This window comes from Clostridium sp. NSJ-145 (assembly GCF_021044725.1).
Taxonomy (GTDB): Bacteria; Bacillota; Clostridia; order Clostridiales; family Clostridiaceae; genus Clostridium; species Clostridium disporicum_B.
Genome location: NZ_JAJNOS010000006.1, coordinates 96,424 through 116,288, shown reverse-complemented (window position 1 = coordinate 116,288; position 19,865 = coordinate 96,424). Strand labels below are relative to the sequence as shown.

General features: G+C 27.7%; 16 protein-coding genes. 1 reads left to right on the top strand and 15 read right to left on the bottom strand.

Annotated elements, in window-relative coordinates; translation table 11 throughout:
- Window positions 1-148 precede the first annotated feature (148 nt).
- The 8 genes from LQE93_RS07130 to LQE93_RS07095 form a co-directional block, all read right to left on the bottom strand.
- Window positions 149-3,100, bottom strand: coding sequence for a penicillin-binding transpeptidase domain-containing protein (locus LQE93_RS07130; RefSeq protein WP_186837856.1), 2,952 nt, complete (start codon window positions 3,098-3,100; stop codon window positions 149-151).
- Window positions 3,097-3,588, bottom strand: a complete 492-nt coding sequence (mreD, locus tag LQE93_RS07125; RefSeq protein ID WP_055265528.1) for a rod shape-determining protein MreD — start codon at window positions 3,586-3,588, stop codon at window positions 3,097-3,099. Before mreD ends, LQE93_RS07130 begins: the two co-directional genes overlap by 4 nt.
- A gap of 10 nt (window positions 3,589-3,598) precedes the next feature.
- Window positions 3,599-4,444, bottom strand: coding sequence for a rod shape-determining protein MreC (mreC, locus tag LQE93_RS07120; RefSeq protein WP_055265530.1), 846 nt, complete (start codon window positions 4,442-4,444; stop codon window positions 3,599-3,601).
- The gene (locus tag LQE93_RS07115) at window positions 4,444-5,463 is read right to left on the bottom strand and encodes a rod shape-determining protein (RefSeq protein ID WP_055265532.1); all 1,020 of its coding nucleotides are present in this window, start codon (window positions 5,461-5,463) and stop codon (window positions 4,444-4,446) included. Before LQE93_RS07115 ends, mreC begins: the two co-directional genes overlap by 1 nt.
- Window positions 5,464-5,481: 18 nt before the next feature.
- Window positions 5,482-6,171 (bottom strand): RadC family protein, encoded by a 690-nt coding sequence (radC, locus tag LQE93_RS07110; protein ID WP_231072793.1) that lies wholly within the window; start codon window positions 6,169-6,171, stop codon window positions 5,482-5,484.
- Between the two features lie 36 nt (window positions 6,172-6,207).
- Window positions 6,208-6,774: a Maf-like protein gene (locus LQE93_RS07105; RefSeq protein ID WP_055265536.1), complete on the bottom strand. Its 567-nt coding sequence runs from the start codon at window positions 6,772-6,774 to the stop codon at window positions 6,208-6,210.
- Between the two features lie 223 nt (window positions 6,775-6,997).
- Window positions 6,998-7,738: an SPOR domain-containing protein gene (locus LQE93_RS07100; RefSeq protein WP_231072791.1), complete on the bottom strand. Its 741-nt coding sequence runs from the start codon at window positions 7,736-7,738 to the stop codon at window positions 6,998-7,000.
- A 302-nt stretch (window positions 7,739-8,040) separates the two neighbouring features.
- Complete coding sequence (locus LQE93_RS07095) at window positions 8,041-9,492, bottom strand: aminoacyl-histidine dipeptidase (protein WP_231072789.1); 1,452 nt, start codon at window positions 9,490-9,492, stop codon at window positions 8,041-8,043.
- A 126-nt stretch (window positions 9,493-9,618) separates the two neighbouring features.
- On the opposite strand from LQE93_RS07095, the gene pyk reads away from it, so the two are divergent.
- Window positions 9,619-11,037 carry a pyruvate kinase gene (pyk, locus tag LQE93_RS07090; RefSeq protein WP_231072787.1) on the top strand — a complete coding sequence of 473 codons (1,419 nt, stop codon included), beginning with the start codon at window positions 9,619-9,621 and terminating at the stop codon, window positions 11,035-11,037.
- 35 nt (window positions 11,038-11,072) lie between these two features.
- Here pyk and rpsA read toward each other — a convergent pair whose 3' ends face one another.
- The 7 genes from rpsA to LQE93_RS07055 all read right to left on the bottom strand — a co-directional run bounded on the left by rpsA (window position 11,073) and on the right by LQE93_RS07055 (window position 19,824).
- A complete protein-coding gene (rpsA, locus tag LQE93_RS07085; protein ID WP_186837852.1) occupies window positions 11,073-12,221 on the bottom strand; it encodes a 30S ribosomal protein S1 in 1,149 nt (382 codons plus the stop codon).
- A 296-nt stretch (window positions 12,222-12,517) separates the two neighbouring features.
- Entirely contained in the window at window positions 12,518-12,937 is a 420-nt protein-coding gene (locus LQE93_RS07080) for a CBS domain-containing protein (protein WP_055265546.1), read from the bottom strand.
- Window positions 12,938-13,041: 104 nt separating this feature from the next.
- Window positions 13,042-13,941, bottom strand: coding sequence for a 3'-5' exonuclease (locus LQE93_RS07075; RefSeq protein WP_055265548.1), 900 nt, complete (start codon window positions 13,939-13,941; stop codon window positions 13,042-13,044).
- 12 nt (window positions 13,942-13,953) lie between these two features.
- Window positions 13,954-15,750: a MutS family DNA mismatch repair protein gene (locus LQE93_RS07070; protein ID WP_055265550.1), complete on the bottom strand. Its 1,797-nt coding sequence runs from the start codon at window positions 15,748-15,750 to the stop codon at window positions 13,954-13,956.
- A gap of 53 nt (window positions 15,751-15,803) precedes the next feature.
- Complete coding sequence (locus tag LQE93_RS07065) at window positions 15,804-15,953, bottom strand: hypothetical protein (RefSeq protein WP_156334261.1); 150 nt, start codon at window positions 15,951-15,953, stop codon at window positions 15,804-15,806.
- 45 nt (window positions 15,954-15,998) lie between these two features.
- Complete coding sequence (locus LQE93_RS07060; RefSeq protein WP_231072785.1) at window positions 15,999-18,704, bottom strand: AAA family ATPase; 2,706 nt, start codon at window positions 18,702-18,704, stop codon at window positions 15,999-16,001.
- Window positions 18,694-19,824, bottom strand: a complete 1,131-nt coding sequence (locus LQE93_RS07055; protein WP_231072784.1) for a metallophosphoesterase family protein — start codon at window positions 19,822-19,824, stop codon at window positions 18,694-18,696. The genes LQE93_RS07060 and LQE93_RS07055 overlap by 11 nt, the downstream gene beginning before the upstream one ends.
- Window positions 19,825-19,865 lie beyond the last annotated feature (41 nt).

Here is a 19,865-nt window from a genome sequence, read left to right as displayed (position 1 = left end):
TCTTTTAAATTATAGCATATATTTACAATTAATAATATAATGTCTATTAACTATTTTTTACTTTTTTCATAAAAAATCACTTTTTTTGTAGTATAATCATACAAAATAAGTGATTTGTAATAAATTTATTATTATATTGCTTTATTTTTTATTCAGCAGTAGCATTTCCCTCTGCTTCACTAGTATTGTCTTTTGGTGCATTTTGCACATACTTAACAAAGCTTTCAGAGTTAGATGCGTATGAAGGATTTAGTTTTAACAACTCATCTTTGAAATATGCTTCATAAATAGCCTTATGAATTGGAGCTCCATCACTACCTTTATTTCCATCATATAATGTACTAAATATAGCAATCTGAGGATCATCCATAGGTGCAAAACTTATATAGTTACCATATGGTTTTCTTCCTTGCTCATCATATTGCTCTTGTGTTCCAAAGTCAGCTGTACCTGTCTTACCACAAACAGCTATTGGGAAGTTTCCTTCACCAAAACATTGATATGCCATACCATTTTCTGAACTAGTATTAACTCTACGCATACCTTCTTTAACCGCTTGTAAATATTCACTCGGTATTTCTAAGTTATCAACAACTTCTGGTTTGAATTCTTGAATAATTTCACCTGTTGGAGAAGTTATCTTATCAACTAACATAACTTTATGTCTTTCTCCTCCATTAGCTAATGTTGCTACATAATTAGCTAATTGCAGTGGAGTAAGGTTATTCATCCCTTGACCAATAGCATCCATTACTATTTGAGCAAAAGAAGTTATTTGTGTTGTTTGTTCACTTATAATATACTCTGCTATAGCATTTGATACCGAATCTACTTGTTCATCTGAATCAACTTTTTTACCTGTTTTTGCTTCATAATCTGTAACTGATTGCTTATATTTATCAGATACTTTCATAAATGTTTTTATCTCTGGAGCCATCAAGTTAGCAACTTCAGTATAATCATTCATCTGTTCATCAGTTCCAACTTTTTGAAGAATCTCTTTTATCTTATTTTTTATTGCTTCTTTTGCATTTTTAAGTTCTTCAGAATCATCTTCATTTTTAGATATATCTAACGGAATAAATATATATTGTCCTGAACTTGAAACTCCTTTTTGTAGTGATTCTACTAATGAGTACATAGGTGTATCAATTATTTTATTTTTCCAAGATGTAAAGTTGTATGTTTGCCCAAAACCTTCTTCTATCTCTATTCCAGTACTAGGATTAGATGCTTGTGGTGAATTAGGATCAACACCTAATCCAAATTTCCAAACATACTTTGCTAAAGAATCTAGAGCCTCAACATCTCTTCCATTTTTATCCCACAATCTGTAACCAGTCTCATAATAGAAGTAGTTTGAAGACTTTTGTAAAGCTAATCTAAGGTCAGTAGCCCCATTAGCTTTATGTTGGAAGTTTTCAGCTCCGAATCCATCTCTCTCCCACCAACCTGAAGTATCATTCATACTTTCTGTAGTAGTAATTACACCCTCCATAAGTCCTGCAATAGATGTCAATGGCTTAAATACAGATCCTGGAGGTATTTTTCCCAAAGTAGCGTAATTAAACATAGGTCTAGGATAAATATCATAAAAATCTTCTCTTAAACCATCTTCATTTAAAGGAAATAACTCATCTAAAGATTTTGTTGCATTGGTTTTCTTAATATGCTCAGTTCCAAACTTAGTCAAATCCGGACTGAAGTACTGCTCATATTTTTCATCACTAAGCTCTCCAGCTATCGCAAAATCATTTGGATCATAATCTGGATAACTAGCCATAGCTAAAACTCTTCCTGTCTTTACTTCAATTGCTATTACAGCACCTCTTGTAGCACTTGGCTGTGTTTGTCTTATTCTTTCTAAAGTATCTTTTAATGCTTCCTGTGCTGCGTATTGTACATCCTTATCTATAGTTAGATGAACATTATTACCTGGATAAGATTCTAGTTGAAATAATGTTTCTGTTTCTCTTCCCTGTGAATTTACTTTTACAGTTGTTCCACCTTTATTACCTTTTAATTGATCTTCAAAAGCAGCCTCTATTCCCGAAGCCCCAACTAAGTCAGTAGATGAATCATATCCCATAAGTTCATATACTGTTTCCTCTGACCCTGTAATAGATGAAACATATCCTAATATATGCGAAGCTAAATTTCCAAAAGGATAGTATCTTACCGGCTCTAAGCTAACATCTACTCCTGGTAAATCACTAAGCTTTTGATATATTATAAATGCAGTATCACGTTTAATATTATTAGCTATAGTAACAGCCTTATATCCTTCATAACTCTGCATTTTAATAGCATCTTTAACAACCATGTAGTTTCTTATTTCTTCTAAAGAATACTCCTTTAATAGTTCTTCAGTTACTCTTTTACCATACTCAACAGATTCTTTCACATAATCTCTATTTTTAGATGTTTGATCTATTGTAGTATCTACAAAACTATTTGCTAAAGCTTTTTTTTCAGCACTTGTATATCCTTCTGGTAGAAGCATTTCATATAGATTATAATTATCGACTAAATAATAAAATGTATCATCTATTGAAATACTTAAAAGAGCATCATTTATAGCATTTAACTGTTCATCTGTAAAATCTCCTTTATGATCTTTATACAAAGTATTTTGTACTAAATCATTAAGACCTCTATCCTTTTTAAATCTTAATTCAACTAATTTTTGTGCTTCAGTATCAGAAGTTTTAAAATTATAATAGAACTTTCCACTAGAATTTATTTTTAATAATAAATCATCTAAAAACTTTTCATTATTTTCTTTTAATATATTAAATATCTTGCTCATTGAAGAATAAAAAGCCTTATCCGCTTCGTCTGTTTGCATATATGTTAATACATAATTTTGCTTGTTGGTAGCTAGTACATTACCATCGCTATCATAAATAATACCTCTTGGAGCCTTTTCCGAAATAAATCTAGTGGACCCGGTATCAGCTTTTTCCTTATAATCTTGATGTTTATATACTTGAAGATATAAAAGCTTGCCAATTATAACACTAAAAATAATGGCCATAATTACATAAAATACAGTATATGTTGACCCTTTTTTCTTCTTATTCGGTTTATTTACTATCATCTAAACCTCCACTCATCTTTCTTCCAAAACTTTTTAGAAGTAGTTAAAACAAATTTATACCCAATTAACATTACTATAGTATTTAATACTGCACTTACTATGGCCATATTAAAATCTACCTTTTTATCGAAAGCTATAAATAATATAGCTATCATTATGATTTTTAATATTGATATAATGAAACACGATATAACAGGAATTAATCTATTGTTTTTTAATATTCCTTCTCCAATCTTTGCCGCTAAAAGACATAAAAGAAAGTTAACCAACAAATTTATCCCAAATCCATTAATAAAAAATAAGTCTTGTAATACCCCACTAACTATTCCAATAAACATGGCATCTTTTTTTCCATTTATTATAGAAAAAGCTATGGCAAATACAAATAATATACTTGGATATCCTTGCATTATACTATAACTTGGAAGTATTGTATTTTCTAATATTAACAAAAATAATGCTATAGCTACTATAACTATTCTTTTCATAAGCTACCTCTTAATCATATTTAACATTTACTTTATCTTTCGGAACTACTATAAATAATTCCTCTAACTTATTAAAATCAACATAAGGTTTAACTAAAGCATTTTTCATGACCATTACATTATCTGTTTCTACAGAAACGACTTCACCAATCCTTATTTCTTTTGGATATATCATACCCAATCCTGATGTTAAAATAACATCGCCTTCTTTAATTTCTGAATCTATAGGCAAATTATAAACCTTAACAAGGTCTTCATTTTTATTTTCCTTATATCCTCTTAAAATCCCTGTAGTTTCACGTGTACTATCTACCATTACTGAAACTGCCATATTTTCGTTTAATATAGTCTCAACTATAGAGTAATTACTTTCCGCTTTCGTAACCTTTCCTACAAGTCCTTGATAATTTATTATTATCATATCCTTTTCAACGCCATCGTTAGTTCCTTTATCAATTATATATCCATTAGATACAGTTCCCCCACTATATCCAATTATATTAACACCTATATAATCATAATTATTCTTATTTTCTTTAAAATTTAATACTTCTCTTAATCTTTCATTTTCATCTTTTAAAGCTTTATATTCAATCATTTGATTTTCTAATTCAGAATTTTTTATCTTAAGTTCTTCATTTTCTTGTTTAACTTTAGAAAAATTCACAAAAAACTCTACAGAACTTTTTAATTTATCATTTGCTTTATAAACAATTTTTTGTAAAGGGCTAACCACTGCTCCTATGCCACTAGATATACTATCAGATCCGTTTTTAACAGAAAAAATAATTATGCCTAAAAATGTAACTGACAGTACTATAATAGTTACTGCCAGTTTGTTCTTAAAAGGTTTCATTATTGACCTCTTTGTGTTTTGCTTAATTCATCGAAGTTATCTAGTGCTTTTCCTGCTCCTAAAACAACACAATCAAGTGGTGATTCAGCAATGTGTACAGGCATATTTGTTTCGTGGTTTATTAATTCATCTAAGCCTTTTAAAAGGGCTCCTCCACCAGCTAGCATAATTCCTTTTTCCATTATATCTGCTGCTAATTCAGGTGGTGTTTTTTCTAACGTAGTTTTTATAGACTCAATTATTGAGTATACAGGTTCTTTTAAAGCTTCTCTTACTTGATCTTCAGAAATTGTTACAATCTTAGGTAGTCCTGTTATCATATCTCTACCCTTAATGTCCATTGTAGCATTTTCTTCATCAATCTTATATGCTGAACCTAATTCCATCTTTATTTGTTCTGCTGTTCTTTCACCTATCATTAAGTTAAATTCTTTTTTAACGTATGCTATTATAGATTGATCTAATTCATCTCCAGCAACTCTTAAAGATTTGCTTACAACAATTCCTCCTAAAGATATAATAGCTACTTCAGTAGTTCCTCCACCGATATCAACTATCATACTTCCTGTAGGTTCTCCAACTGGAAGACCTGCTCCAATAGCTGCTGCCATTGGTTCTTCCATAAGAACAACATCTCTTGCTCCAGCAAACTTAGCTGCTTCTTCGATAGCTCTTCTTTCAACTTCTGTTACTCCTGATGGATAACATACTATTATTCTTGGGCTTGTAAATGCACTTTTACTTGAAACTTTTTCTATAAGTTTCTTAAGCATTGTTTGAGCAACCTCAAAATCAGCTATAACCCCATCTTTTAAAGGTCTAATCGCTACTATATTTCCTGGTGTTCTACCTATCATTAACTTCGCTTCAGCACCTACTGCTAAAGGTCTTTTTGTATCGCTATTTATTGCAACAACTGAAGGTTCGCTTAATACTACACCTTTTCCTTTTACGAAAACTAAAGTATTAGCTGTTCCTAAGTCTATACCCATGTCTTTATTACTAGTGAAAAATCCCATGTGAATTCCCCTTTCAATCTATATAATTCCTTTTTCTTTTAAGCTTATATAATTATTATTTCCAATAATAATGTGATCTAACAGTTTAATTCCCATTAAATCACCACACTGCTTTATTCTTAATGTAACATTTATGTCTTCTTTACTTGGAGTAGGGTCGCCTGAAGGATGATTGTGACAAATAATAATATTTGCACTCCCTCTTTGAACCGCTTCTCGAAATATCTCTCTTGGATGTACTATTGATGAATTTAAGCTTCCTTTAAATACATCTTTAACTCCAATAACATTATTTTTTGTGTTTAGAAGTATAAGTTTTAATACTTCTTGATTTAAGTTGTTCATCTCATTTATCAATAGCATGGAAATATCTTTTGGAGAAGATATCTTAAAATCATCATTTTGAGACCTTAAAGTTCTAAACCGTCTAAACAGTTCCATCATAGCTAATATTTGACAAGCTTTGACCTCTTTTATACCCTTTATCTTTTTTATCTCTTCTAGATTAATATGTAGTAGACCATCTAAGCCCCCAACGTCAGACAATAACCGTGTACTAAGAGAAATTATATTCTCACCTTTTGTTCCACTTCTTAATAACACTGCTAATAATTCAGCATTAGCTAAATCATCGGCACCATATTTTAAAAGTTTTTCCATAGGTCTTTCGTTTTTAGGTATATCACTTATCTTGATATTATTTTGCATAATATTCTCCTTTAATGATTAATACCCCTACCCCTATTATATAACTTCTTTTATTATTTTATTAAGACGATTTAACGGTAATCCAACTACATTGTAATAACAACCATTAATCTTCTCAACAAAAAGAGCTCCTAATCCTTGTATTCCATAAGCTCCAGCCTTGTCTAAAGGCTCTTTTGAATTTATGTAATTAATTATTTCTTCATGAGTTAACTCACTAAATTTTACTTCTGTGAATACAGCCTCACTTTTCATAATATTATTAGTAGTATTTATTACAGCTATTCCCGAATAAACTCTATGAATTTTATTACTAAGTAGTTTTAGCATATTATAAGCATCATCTGCATTTTTTGGTTTCCCTAAAATCTTACCATCTATTACAACAACAGTATCTGCTGCAATTATAATTGAATCTTTTTTAGCTTGTGAAGCTACATCTTTTCCTTTACCTTCTGCTAAAGTTTTAACGTAATCTTCTACATCCCCATTAAACTTTACACTATCTTCATCAAAATTACTTACAATAACATCAAAGTTATCTACTATCTTAGTAAGCAACTCCTGCCTTCTTGGTGAGGCTGATGCTAAGATATAATGCATATTATCACATCCTACAGAGTTTATTTTTATTCTTCCCAATTTTAGGCTTGTCTTACTCATTATTTTAAAAAACTTCTATTTTTTAAAATGAAAAGAGAAAAATGCTATATACAACCCTATTTTTCTAATATAGTTTATCACTTAATAGGAGTTCTAACAAGCATTTTCCTCGTTTTATACAAATTTTTATAATTTTTTAATTATTTTTCCTCATGCAATTTATTTACTTAAAACTTAATAATACTTCATATAAATAATCAATTTCAGATGATACATTTTCCTTAGTTAATTCTTCAGGTAATCCTTTAATATAATCTTTTAAACTTTGTAAAACTTCAATATTTTCTCCCGAAGATATATTATCTAATGTATCTATCCAACTCTTAAACTCCTCTGTATTAACATGATCTACCCCATCATCAAAAGTAGTTGTTAATATTTTTAAATATCCATCACAAATCGCAGATACTTGAGCTTCTATAGGATCATTTTCATTTAAACTAAAAGTAATCTTTACGCTTTCAACTCCTTTTGATCCTAGCTCTTGAATTGCTGAATCAACATTTTCACTAGTATAGATACCAGTAAGTACCCTATACTTATCTGATTCTTCAGCTATAAAAGCTCTTCCTTCTGATGCTATTTTTGCATAAGTCTGATCTGCATTATCTTTCTTAGAAAAATATCCACATTGTAAGAAATAATATTCACTAGTATTCTCACCTTCTGAAACAATCGTTTCACCTTCTTGTTGTTGTCCATTTCCTTCTGTTGATACTTCTATTCCATCAGTTATTTCAGCTCCAACCTGTGCAGAATCATTAATAGGGAGCACCTTCCACACTATCCATGCTACTCCTAATCCAATCATACACGATGCAATAATCCCAACTAACAATGATGCAATAAACTTCCAAGCACCATTGTTTCTTCTTCTTTTATAATTATATTTTGTATACTTCATTCTCCTCCTTTTAACCCTCCTTACTGAAACTAGCCATATTTTTTTCTTAAGTAATCTATATTAATATATATTCTCTCATTCCAGTTAATATACATTATGTAATAAAAAATTACTTTCTAAAATAAAAAAGTACCTAAAGACATTTGTTATTTTGCTTTATCTTTAGGTAACTTCTTATTTATTATTATTAAATTTTCTATCTACTACAATATTAATATACCTTTTATCTCACCTGACTTTTCTCTTTGAAAAAACCTATATTTCACATCATAGTAGTAACCTTTAATATCAAAAATACCAAACTACTTTATTTCTTCTAATATCTTTAATAAGTAATCCCATGTATTTTTAACTGAAGTTATGCTCATATGTTCCTGTGGAGTATGAACATCATAAAGATTTGGTCCAAAACTTATCATATCTAAGTTTCCAAGCTTTTCATTAAATAATCCACATTCAACTCCAGCATGTATAGCAACTATTTTTGCTTCTTTTCCTGTCATATCTTTATATACCTTTTGACATATCTCTCTCATCTTTGAATTTGGATCATACTCCCAACCTGGATAGTCAGATTTACTACTAAATTCTGCTCCAATAATTTCTGTTATAGTTTTTATTCTTAATTCTATCTCTTTCTTTAATGATGGAACTGAACTTCTAACAGCAGAATCAAATTCAACATAGTCCTCATTCGTACTTAATACACCTAAATTAGTTGAACTCTCTACTAATCCATCAATTTCAGTGCTTCTTGTATTTACTCCATTTGGATATAAGTATAATAAATTAATAACTTTATCTGTTGTATCTTTATTAAATTCTTTTGACTCATCTACAGAAACCTTATTAACTACTACCTTTAAACCTGGATCTTGTGCTTTAAGCTCATTAGCAAATACGTCTGCAAGTTCATTAACTATTGAAGTAACTTTATCTACATTAGAATTATCTAAAGATATTATAACTTCTGCTTCCCTTGGTATAGCATTATTCTTAGATCCACCATTTATTTTAACTATGTTAAATTCTAATTCATCTTTTAAAGCTTTAAGTATTCTACCTAAAATCTTATTAGAGTTACCTCTTTCCTTAATTATGTCCATTCCTGAGTGTCCGCCTTTAAGTCCACTTATGTTAATTGACATAGTAGCTTTATCTGCTCTGTCTTGCCATTCTATTTTGATAGATGAGTTAGTTCTTACTCCACCTGCACAGCTTACTAATAATTCACCTTCTTCTTCGTTATCAAGGTTTATTAATAATTTTCCATCAAGGTTATCTTTAGAAACAGCCATAGCTCCAGACATTCCTGTTTCTTCATCAGTAGTTATTAATACTTCTAAAGCAGGATGTGGTATAGAATTATCTGCAAGTAAAGCCATTCCATATGCAACAGCTATTCCATTATCAGCTCCTAATGTTGTATCTGTAGCATATATATAATCATCAACTATTCTTAACTTTAAAGGGTCTTTTTCAAAATCATGATCTGTTCCATTATTCTTTTCACATACCATATCCATGTGACCTTGAATAATTACTGTTGGTGCATTTTCATATCCTTTTGATGCCGGCTTTTTTATTATTATATTTAATGCTTCATCTTGAATTGTTTCAAGTCCAAGCTCTTTTCCAAAATTCAATAAGTAATCACTTATAGCTTTCTCATTACCTGATCCTCTTGGTATGTCAGATATTTTTTCAAAAAAATCAAAAACTAATTTTGGTTCTAAATTTTGTAAAACTTTCATATTTATTACTCCTTTTATCCTAAATTATGTTAGAATTATTGTATAAGAAAAAGTATATCATACTATATATAATACTTAAAATATTTATACTTTATTTTCTTATTTTACTAAATGTGAGGTGTTTTTATGCAAAGGACTAAGATGATATTCACTATCGGACCTGCAAGTGACAACGAGGAAATTCTAAGAAAATTTATTCAAATCGGAATGAGTGTAGCTAGACTTAATTTTTCACACGGGACTCATGAAACACACAAACAAAAGATTGATCTAATAAAAAAAATTAGAAAAGAACTAAACTCTCCAACTGCTATTATGTTGGATATAAAAGGACCAAAGATTAGAACACATAACTTTATAAATGATGGAGTTGAACTTATTGATGGACAAGCATTTACTTTTATATGTGATGATGAAATATTAGGTGACAATGAAAAATGTTCCATATCTTATGCTGCTCTTTACAAAGATGTGTCTATCGGAGGAAGTATTTTAGTAGATGATGGTCTATTAAAATTTAGAATCGATGAGATTAAAGGAACACATATTATATGTACTGTTATTGTCGGTGGAGTAATAAAAAATCATAAAGGTGTTAACGTTCCTAATGTAGACATTAATCTGCCTTCTATAACTGATAAAGATAAAGAAGATCTTATTTTTGGTTGTAAAATGGGTGTTGACTTTGTTGCAGCCTCTTTTGTAAGAAAAGCTTCTGACATTGTTGAAGTTCGTAATATATTAAATGAACATGGTGGAGAGCATATTCAAATCATAGGTAAAATAGAAAGCCAAGAAGGTGTAAATAATATCGATGAAATTTTAAAACAAGCTGATGGTATTATGGTTGCTAGAGGAGATATGGGAGTTGAAATTCCTATTGAACGAGTACCTATAATTCAAAAAAATATAATAAGAAAATGTAATGAAGCTGGTAAAATAGTAATTACAGCTACTCAAATGCTTGATTCTATGATTAGAAATTCTCTTCCTACAAGAGCTGAAGCTTGTGATATATGTAATGCTATTTTTGACGGAACAGATGCAATAATGCTTAGTGGTGAAAGTGCTAGTGGAGCATTCCCAATAGAAGCTGCAACAACAATGGCAACTATAGCTCAAGAAACCGAAAAACACATAGATTATGTATACCTAAACCAACGATTAAGAGAACCAGCTATGGGTGATTTTGCTGAAGCGATAAGTTATTCTGCTTGTAGAACATCAAATGTATTAAATGCCAAAGCTATAGTAGCTGCAACAACTTCTGGTTCAACAGCTAAACTTATATCTAAATACAGACCAAAATGCCCTATAATAGCTATTACCCCTAATGAGTATGTATTAAGAAGATTAAATTTAACTTTTGGGATAATACCTTTATTATGTCAACAATTTGAAACTACTGATGAAATAATCGCTGAATCTAAAAAAGTTGCTAAAAAACTTTCATGTGCAAATGATGGTGATAATATATTAATAGCTGCTGGATTCCCAACAACTCACACTGGTGGTACTAATATGCTTAAAATAGAAAAAATATAAAAAAACTGCCATAAGGCAGTTTTTTATCTATAAAATTAATTATCGAAAAGACCTTTAAATAAATCTCCTAAAGTTACTTCTTCATCTGAATCATTATATTGTAAATATTCATTTGATCTTTCAATAGCATCTTTTATGCTTAATGAAATTTTTCTATCATTTTTATTTACATCAAGAACCTTAACTTTAACTTTTTGTCCTACAGTTAATACATCTGAAGCCTTAGCAATATTTTCATCTGTAATCTCATTAATATGAACTAATCCTTCAATACCACTATATATTTCTACAAAAGCACCAAAGCTAACTAATTTAGCAACAGTTCCTTCTATAACTTCACCTACTTTTATATTATCTCCATAAACTTTCCATGGTTCTTGGTTAACATCCTTTAATATTAAAGAAACTCTTTCATTTTCAGCATCTATATTTCCAACAAATACAGTTACCTTATCTCCAACATTAACTATATCTTCAACTCTTTTAACTCTTTCCCATGATAAATCATTTATATGAACTAATCCTGTTATTCCTCCAATATCAACGATAGCTCCTACCTTTAATATCTTTTTAACAGTACCTTCTCTTTTTTCACCTTCTTTAAGATTGTTCCAAAGAGCTTTCTTTTCAACTTGATATTGCTCTTCTTCAATTACTCTTCTAGAAGCAACAACTTTTCTATTTCTCATGTCTAATTCTATTAATTTAACTTCAAGTTCTTTTCCGATGAAGTTTTTAAAATCAACTCTTTCTCTTGAAAGTTGTGAACCTGGAATAAATACTCTTATTGATCCATAATAAGCTACAACTCCGCCTTTCACTTCTTCTTTAACTCTAACCTTTATAGTTTCTCCACTTTCAAAGGCTTTCTTTATCTCTTCTTTCTCAGTTATTTGAAGTGCTCTTACTCTTGATAATTGAACATATCCTTCACCATCATTTGGAGAAATAACATATACATCAATGCTATCTCCCTTTTGAACTACTTCTAGAGGTGATTTATCATCATTAGTTAATTCTTCTCTTGAAATAACTCCATCAAAAGCATAGTTTATGTTAACCGCTACTTCCTTATCGTTTACATCTATAACCTGACCTTTTAATATATCCCCTGATTTAATTCTTTTAACGTCAAATTCTTTTAATAAATCCTTCATTGAATCTTCTCTTAATTCTTCTGACATCTTCTACACTCCTTTAAATTACATTATAATAATTATTTTAAGCTAATATGGTATTTTATACAATACTTACTTATAGTGAGGCCCTAAATTTCAATTTAGTTAATCTAACTTAATTGAAAATCTAAATCTTAAATTTAGTAATTTGAAATTATGCTGTAAGTATACACCTATGAATGTATATGAGTAGTGTATTTCCTTTCTTTCATAAATAGATTTACAATTTAATTTATTCAAATAAAAAAAGTGCCTATTGGCACTTTTAAACTTTAACTCTTAAGTTTTATTTATTAATTCTTTTAAACTACGCTTTTTTCCTTACGTATAATATTATAGCAATAGTTAATTATATCACTACGCTTAATTATCCCAATAAATATTCCATTATCATCAATTACTGGAACAAAATTTTGTGTTGTTGCTAAATTTATTATACTTTCAACATCAGCATTTATTGATACTGATTTATGTTTCTTTCTTCTTGGTATTTCATTTATTTTAATTGTTCCTGTGTTTTTAAAATTTAAGTCTGGTGTACTTTTTAATTTTCTAAGTAAATCACCTTCTGTTAAAGTTCCAACATATTTTCCGTTTCTATCTATCAAAGGTATTGCAGTATATCCATGATGGTCCATACGCTCCATAACTTGTCTCATTGTCGCATCTAAATATTCATATATTACTTCATTCTTCGGTGTTAAAAGAAATGCAATATTCATATATAATCTTCCATCCCCTTAAAGGTTAAATTTTATTACACTTTCATTTTATCACATATCTTATCCTATTTGTTACTCTTTATATATATTTAATAAATTATTAATTAATGCTTGTCTTTTAATCTATTTTCATATCTAGAATATTCTATTTCATCAATAAATGATAAAATCTCTTGATATATTATTTTTCCACCTAGACTACGTTTAACTATTAATTCACTTAATAGTTTATTATTACATCTATTACATATACCAATGCTTACAAATCTCCATCCCATTAATTTAAAGGGATATTCACAATCTATTTTTTTATTACATCTTGGACATAATTGCTTTACCTTATCATAATCAATTTCATGATCACTTAAAGTCTCAACATCTAAAGCTGGCATTTCATATATATTATTAACTATATATTTTTCTATAGCTCTAGTATTATATAAATGTTTAAATACATTAAATTCGTAAACAGCATCATTTAAAGCATCATGTAGTTTTTCTCCATCAAACTTTATTTTTAAATGCTTTAATGCATTACTTAAACTTAATGATTTTTTAAATCCTAAAATGTTCGTAGTATACTCCTGCAAATCTAAATATTTGTTTATCCATGATATATCTCTATAATTGTAGTGATTTGCATTTCTTATTATTTCTACTATATCATCTTTTGCCCAAGAGCATACTATATCCCCTTCATCTACTATTTCCTTTAATTTTTCAATACCTTCTATAAAAGAAACCCCATCCTTTAAATTTTCTTCTTTTATTCCTGTAATATCTAAAATATTAGGATTTAATACTGGTATAACTGATGGTTTTATATATACTTTCAAACTATCCATAGGCTTCATATATTTATCAACTTTTATAGCCCCAATTTCTATAATTTCATTAACTAAATCCAATTTCTTTAGATTTGGAATTTCATTGTATATATTAGGAAAACATTTATGTATTCCACTTAAATTATTAAATTCCAAATCTATTATGATAAAAGCCAAATCTTCCTCCCCCTAACTTATCTCAATACCCGCTAACTTCATCAAATGTTTTGCATTATGAGTCTTACTAATACCACTTCTCAATTTATAATCGAACTTTATTTTATTATCTTCATAATACTCTTGGAAATTAAAATTTATTAACCATTTCCTTGTATTTTCTAACTCACACAGTTCTAAATCATGAGTAGAAACTAATCCAATAGCTCCACTCTTAACTAATTGATCTATTAATATCTTAGCTCCATCATGCCTATCACTAGAATTAGTTCCTTTAAATATTTCATCTAATAAGAAAAATACATCTTCTCCTCTTTTTCCTGCATCTATTAATAATTTAACTCTTAATATTTCAGCATAAAATGATGATATACTCTCCTCTAAATTATCTTCTGTTCTCATACAAGTATATATATTATAAATTCCACACTTAAAAGAATCACTAAATGTAGGTAATCCTAAATATGCTAGAATCATATTAAATCCGATAGTTCTTAAAAATGTACTTTTACCAGACATATTAGACCCTGTTATTAATGCTACTCTTTTCTCATTATTTAAAGTAAAATCATTTACCACAGCCTTATTACCTAGCATCGGATGCCCTACTGATTTTGCTACTATTATCTTATCAGCTGATATTGCAGGATATGACCAATTTGGATTTTCAAAAGCTAAGTTAGATAAACTAACTAAGGCTTCTACCTCTCCCATTATATTCAGCCATTCTTCAAGATACTTACCGTTTTTCTCTTTCCATTCTTCTAAATTATTTAATATAAAAATATCTGAAAGAAATAAAACGTTTATTATTAAATAATATGCGTTACTAACACTATCGCCCATCCAACTTATAATATTTTTAAGTTTTTTCATCTCTTTCTTACAGTCTAAATCATTACTTGCCAATTGTCTCTTTAGTTCTCTAAGCCTATAGCTTTTAAATTGTTCATCTTGTATAAGAGATAATAAATTACTATATTGATTTACTTTAGACTTATTACTTATAAACAAGTTAATTACATGGCTTAAATTTCTTGTTAGTAATTTTACCACTAAATAATTTATTGCAAACACTAAAAGTAAATACGTACCCGGCATCTTATTAGTTAGTGCTAAAATTATAAATATAGTAGTACTTGCTATAAAAAAGTAAGGTATATACTTTATTGTTAATCTACTTGATTTTTCTTCCTTTGCCCACTTTAATAGTTCATCAATATTACTATTTTTGTTTCTTTTTAATTCATAAGAATCTACAAATAAATTAGTTGCAAACTCTCTTTTTTCACTTAACTCTTGTATTGCTTTTTGTTCATTTTCTATAGTAAGTCTATTTAAACTATAATTCATATTAAGTTTTTTAGCTAAAGCTTTTCTACCAAATAAAGTGTTTGTAGTATTTATCCACTGAAACAAAGAATTCTTTCCAAATATATCTAAGTCTTTTGAGAATCTATGCTCTTTATTGATATATTCTTCTCCTATATCCTCAAAGTTCTTCCATTCTCCATTTATTCTCTTTAATCCATTTTTATTGTATTCTAAAAGAATATTTAATTTCTTTTTTTCATTTAATTTATTATTATGCATAAATGCTACAATTAAAAATACAACAAATGATACTAAAAACGTAAGCAACATTCCCATAATATTATTACTTTTATATAGAAGATATAATAACCCTATACAGATAATAACTATAGCTAATCTAATAGATGAATATACTATTAATGTTTTTTCTAGTTTATTTAAAATATTTTTATTTTCTTCAATTTTTGCTTTATAAAATTCATATGGTTTTGACATTCTTACTACCTCTCCTAATTCTCTATATTATAAGTTTAGACTAAATTTCCTTTTTAATCCACAAAAAAATAAAGTGGAATCCACTTTATTTTTTCTACTCTAAACAAATTGCTTTTATCCTTAAAATTATTATCATCTTGAAAATTAATAATTGTAATAAATAATAATATAGCTACTATAATAATTAACAATATCTTTTTCATAAAATCCCTTCCATTTTTACTATATTATCTATATAATTTCCAAACTTATAATAAAATATAATTATGGTTTATACCTTTTTCCTTAAAGTAAGATTCTTCTCTATTTTGACAAGTAAATATTAATATCTGAATAAAACTCTCAGAAGCTAAATAGCTTAATATAGTTTTAATTCTGTTATCATCATATTGAGTAAAAGCATCATCTAAATATAAGGTTACATCTTTACTATTAAATATCATCTCTATAAATGCAACTCTCAATGCTAAATACAATTGATCATTAGCTCCATTACTTAAAAGTTGTGATGATAAAACTTCATCATTATATACTAACTTCATTTCGTATTTATCAGAAACTAAAACGTTACTATATTTGTTATCACTAAACTCTTTAAATAACGAGTTTACTTTTTTATTTAATATTGGTCCAAAGTCATTTCTTAATCCATCATAAGATTGATTTAATACTTCTTTTGCTAATTCTACAGCTTTTAAATTTTTTTCTTCTTCATTTATATTATATTCTATATTAGTAATCTCATCTTCAATTTCAGCTATGTTACGTCTGCCTTTAAATAAATTCTCTATTTTGTTTTCTAAATCCTTTATATCTTTTTCAATTTGAATTAATTCATTGGATTTTCTTTTTATTTCTGAATCAATTTCCTCTTCATTTTTAAAACTAAACTTAAAATCCACATCAATTATTTCTTTTATCTCATTCTTAATTTTTTCAATATCTTTATCTTTTATTAAGGCTAAATAAGTTTCTTCTACCGATAATAAGCTTCTATGAATTTCTCTTTTTTGATTTATTTTACGCTTTAATTCATCTAACTTTTCTCCTACTTCGATAATATCAATACCTTCTAATCCTACCTCTTTTAATTTTTCAAAAATGATATCTTTTTTTGCTTCTAATTGTTTCTCAAAATCACATAATACTTCTTCATCACTTTTTGCATCATGCTTTAAAGAATTACAATTTTTATTAATTTCCTCAAACTTATATATATCATCTATTAAAACATCTATATTGTCTGCTTTAGATATTTTTAAATAATCATCAATTTTTTCTTTGTTAGCATTGAATTTATCATTAGCATCATCTAAGTTTAACAGCTCTTTTTGATTGTATTTTTCACTAATTTTTACTTCTATATTTTCTTTAATACCTAAATACTCATTATATAATTTTAAATATCTTATAAGTTGTCCAAAATCTATAACTCCAACTATTTTATTATACTGTTCTAGGTTTAACTCTATTTCCTCTACATCTTTCTTTAAGGAATTTATATAAGATTTTTCTTTTAACTCTATTATTCTGTTGCCTAAAAATAATAATAAAATACTCAATGCAGACATTGTAAATAAACTTATTCTGATACCAATACTGTTCGATACTAATCCTAAAACAAAAAATATTACTGCTAATAATCCTATAGATACCTTTATATACTTATTATTTAAAATACTATTATTTTTTTTATTTTCCATAGCAAACTTTAAACTCTTCAACTTTTCTTCATATATTTCAAGTTCACTCTCTACATCTTTTCTAATATCTTCTATCTTATAAGCATCTCCAATATGCTCTTTAGCTAATATTGCTTTATTTTTAAGTAAAGTAATTTCTTTATCTATTTTTCTATTAATCTCTATTTTTTCTCTTAAAGAATCCTGTTCAATTTTTAATTTTATCAACTCTTTAGAAATATCTTCACCTAATTCTTCTATATATTTATATTCTTTTAGCGGTTCTTCCGACCTCTTTAATTCATCTAATTTAGAATCTAATTTAACCTTAGCCTTTTCTCTTAAATCTAATAATCTTAAATATATAGAGTATTCTTCTTTTAATAAATCAACTGTCTCTAATAATACTTCATCATTATTATTAATTAGAAACTTACTAATATTTTTTTCTTTTTTTTGAAGCTCCTCTTTTTTTCTTGAATACTTTATAATATCCTCATATTCTTCTTGCAATTTAATCTTTTTTAAATATTTTTTATAACAGTCTAAATTTGAAAGTTCATTCTTTGTATTTTCCCTTTCTTCTTTTAAATTTAGTAGCTCTTTTTCATTATCTAAATTCTGTTCTGCTAAATTATATCTTTCATGTCTTTCAGCTAATAATAAACTATACCTTTCTCTTAGCTTATCTAAATATCCACTCTTTCTAATATTACTTAAATACTTCTTATAATTGTCTAACATTATAAAAGCCTTATCTACCGTTACATCTCCTTCTGAAACTCCTACAGAATTTAATATCTTATCTAAAATCTCTTCATCTTTATCTTTATTTACTTCACTTCCTAATTGTCTTATAAAAAGCGTTTTTATAAATGTAGATCTATTAATATTTAAAAAATACTTTCCTGGTTCTTCTGAATTTATATCCTTAACTTCATCTCCTGTTAAAGCATTTATTATTAATGAAGTATCTTCTTTCTTGGTTTTGCCAAAAGTCCTTTTTATAATATAAGTTTTATCTTTAAATTCGACCCAAAGCTCTCCCTTAATTACCTCTCCAGATAACGGCATATACCTTAATCTTTCATTTACCCTTAAATCTTTACCTCTATTACTACTAAATCCATATAACCATATCTTTATAAAAGATTGAATAGTGCTCTTTCCAGTTTCATTTTCGCCATAAATTATATTAATTCCCTTATCAAACTCTACAACTTTGTTTTTTAACCCTCCAAAGGCAATAATATTAACTTTTTTAATTATCATTTAATTTCACCTCTTCCTCTGAAAGGCTCTGCAATCCAATTTTTAATGCTCTATTTATTATTTCTTTTTCATCTTCATTTGCTTCTTTAAGCTTTTCTAACATTTCCTTTATAAACTTACCTCTTATAGAATAATCATTAGCTAACTCATCTAAACTCATTTCTACAGTTGTTTTATTTAAAACTTTTATAAAGTAATAATCATTTTTTAATTTTTCTACTAACGTTTTAATATCTAAATATAAGTGACTTTTTATATTACCAGTAAGTGTGATCTTAAATAGATTGTTTAACCTATCTTTTTCATCTAGAATACTAAGTAATTTTTCTTTAATATCTTCATATGTATCACATTCCGATATATCAATATCTTTAACTATATATTCTCTTTTATTAATAGGAATAAATTTTAAATCTACGCCTCCCTTATATACCTCACCTAAAATAACTCCTTTTTTCTCTACTTCATCAAATCCACGACCTTGAGGGCAGCCACTATAAGCATAATAAGAATTTTCTTCTTTTAATATTCCTGAAAATTTATGAATGTGTCCTAATGCTATATAATCCATATAAGAATTCCTTATATCTTTTAAAGAAATTGGATTATAGTCATTTTTAGCATCCTTAGTAGATATATCTCCATGCAATACCATCATATTTATTTTTGAAGTATCTAACTCTTCAATATTAATTAAAGTTTCTCTCTCATACTTTTTTGTAAATCCAGCTCCATACACTACTAATCCTAATTCATTTATTTCTTTTTTACTCATCTTCCCTGTAAAAATATGAACATTGCTTGGCCAATTAATCATATTATAAAAAGATTTTTCATAATAAGGATCATGGTTTCCTGGAGCTATAAATATATATTTATCTTTTATTCTTTTTAATTGATTAATAATAAAAATTAACGTTGTTTTATTTACTGTAAAATTATCAAATAAATCTCCTGCAATAAATAATACTTGTACATTTTCTTCTATAGTTAAATCTATTATTCTTTTAAATGTCTCTAATAATTCTTCTCTACAATTGTTTGCAATTTCTTTACTCAACTCTTTAAAAGGAGTATCAAAATGTATATCTGAACAATGTAAAATTTTAACCTTTCTCATATTATCCCCCTTAACGAACCTTTGTTCTTATTTTACCATAT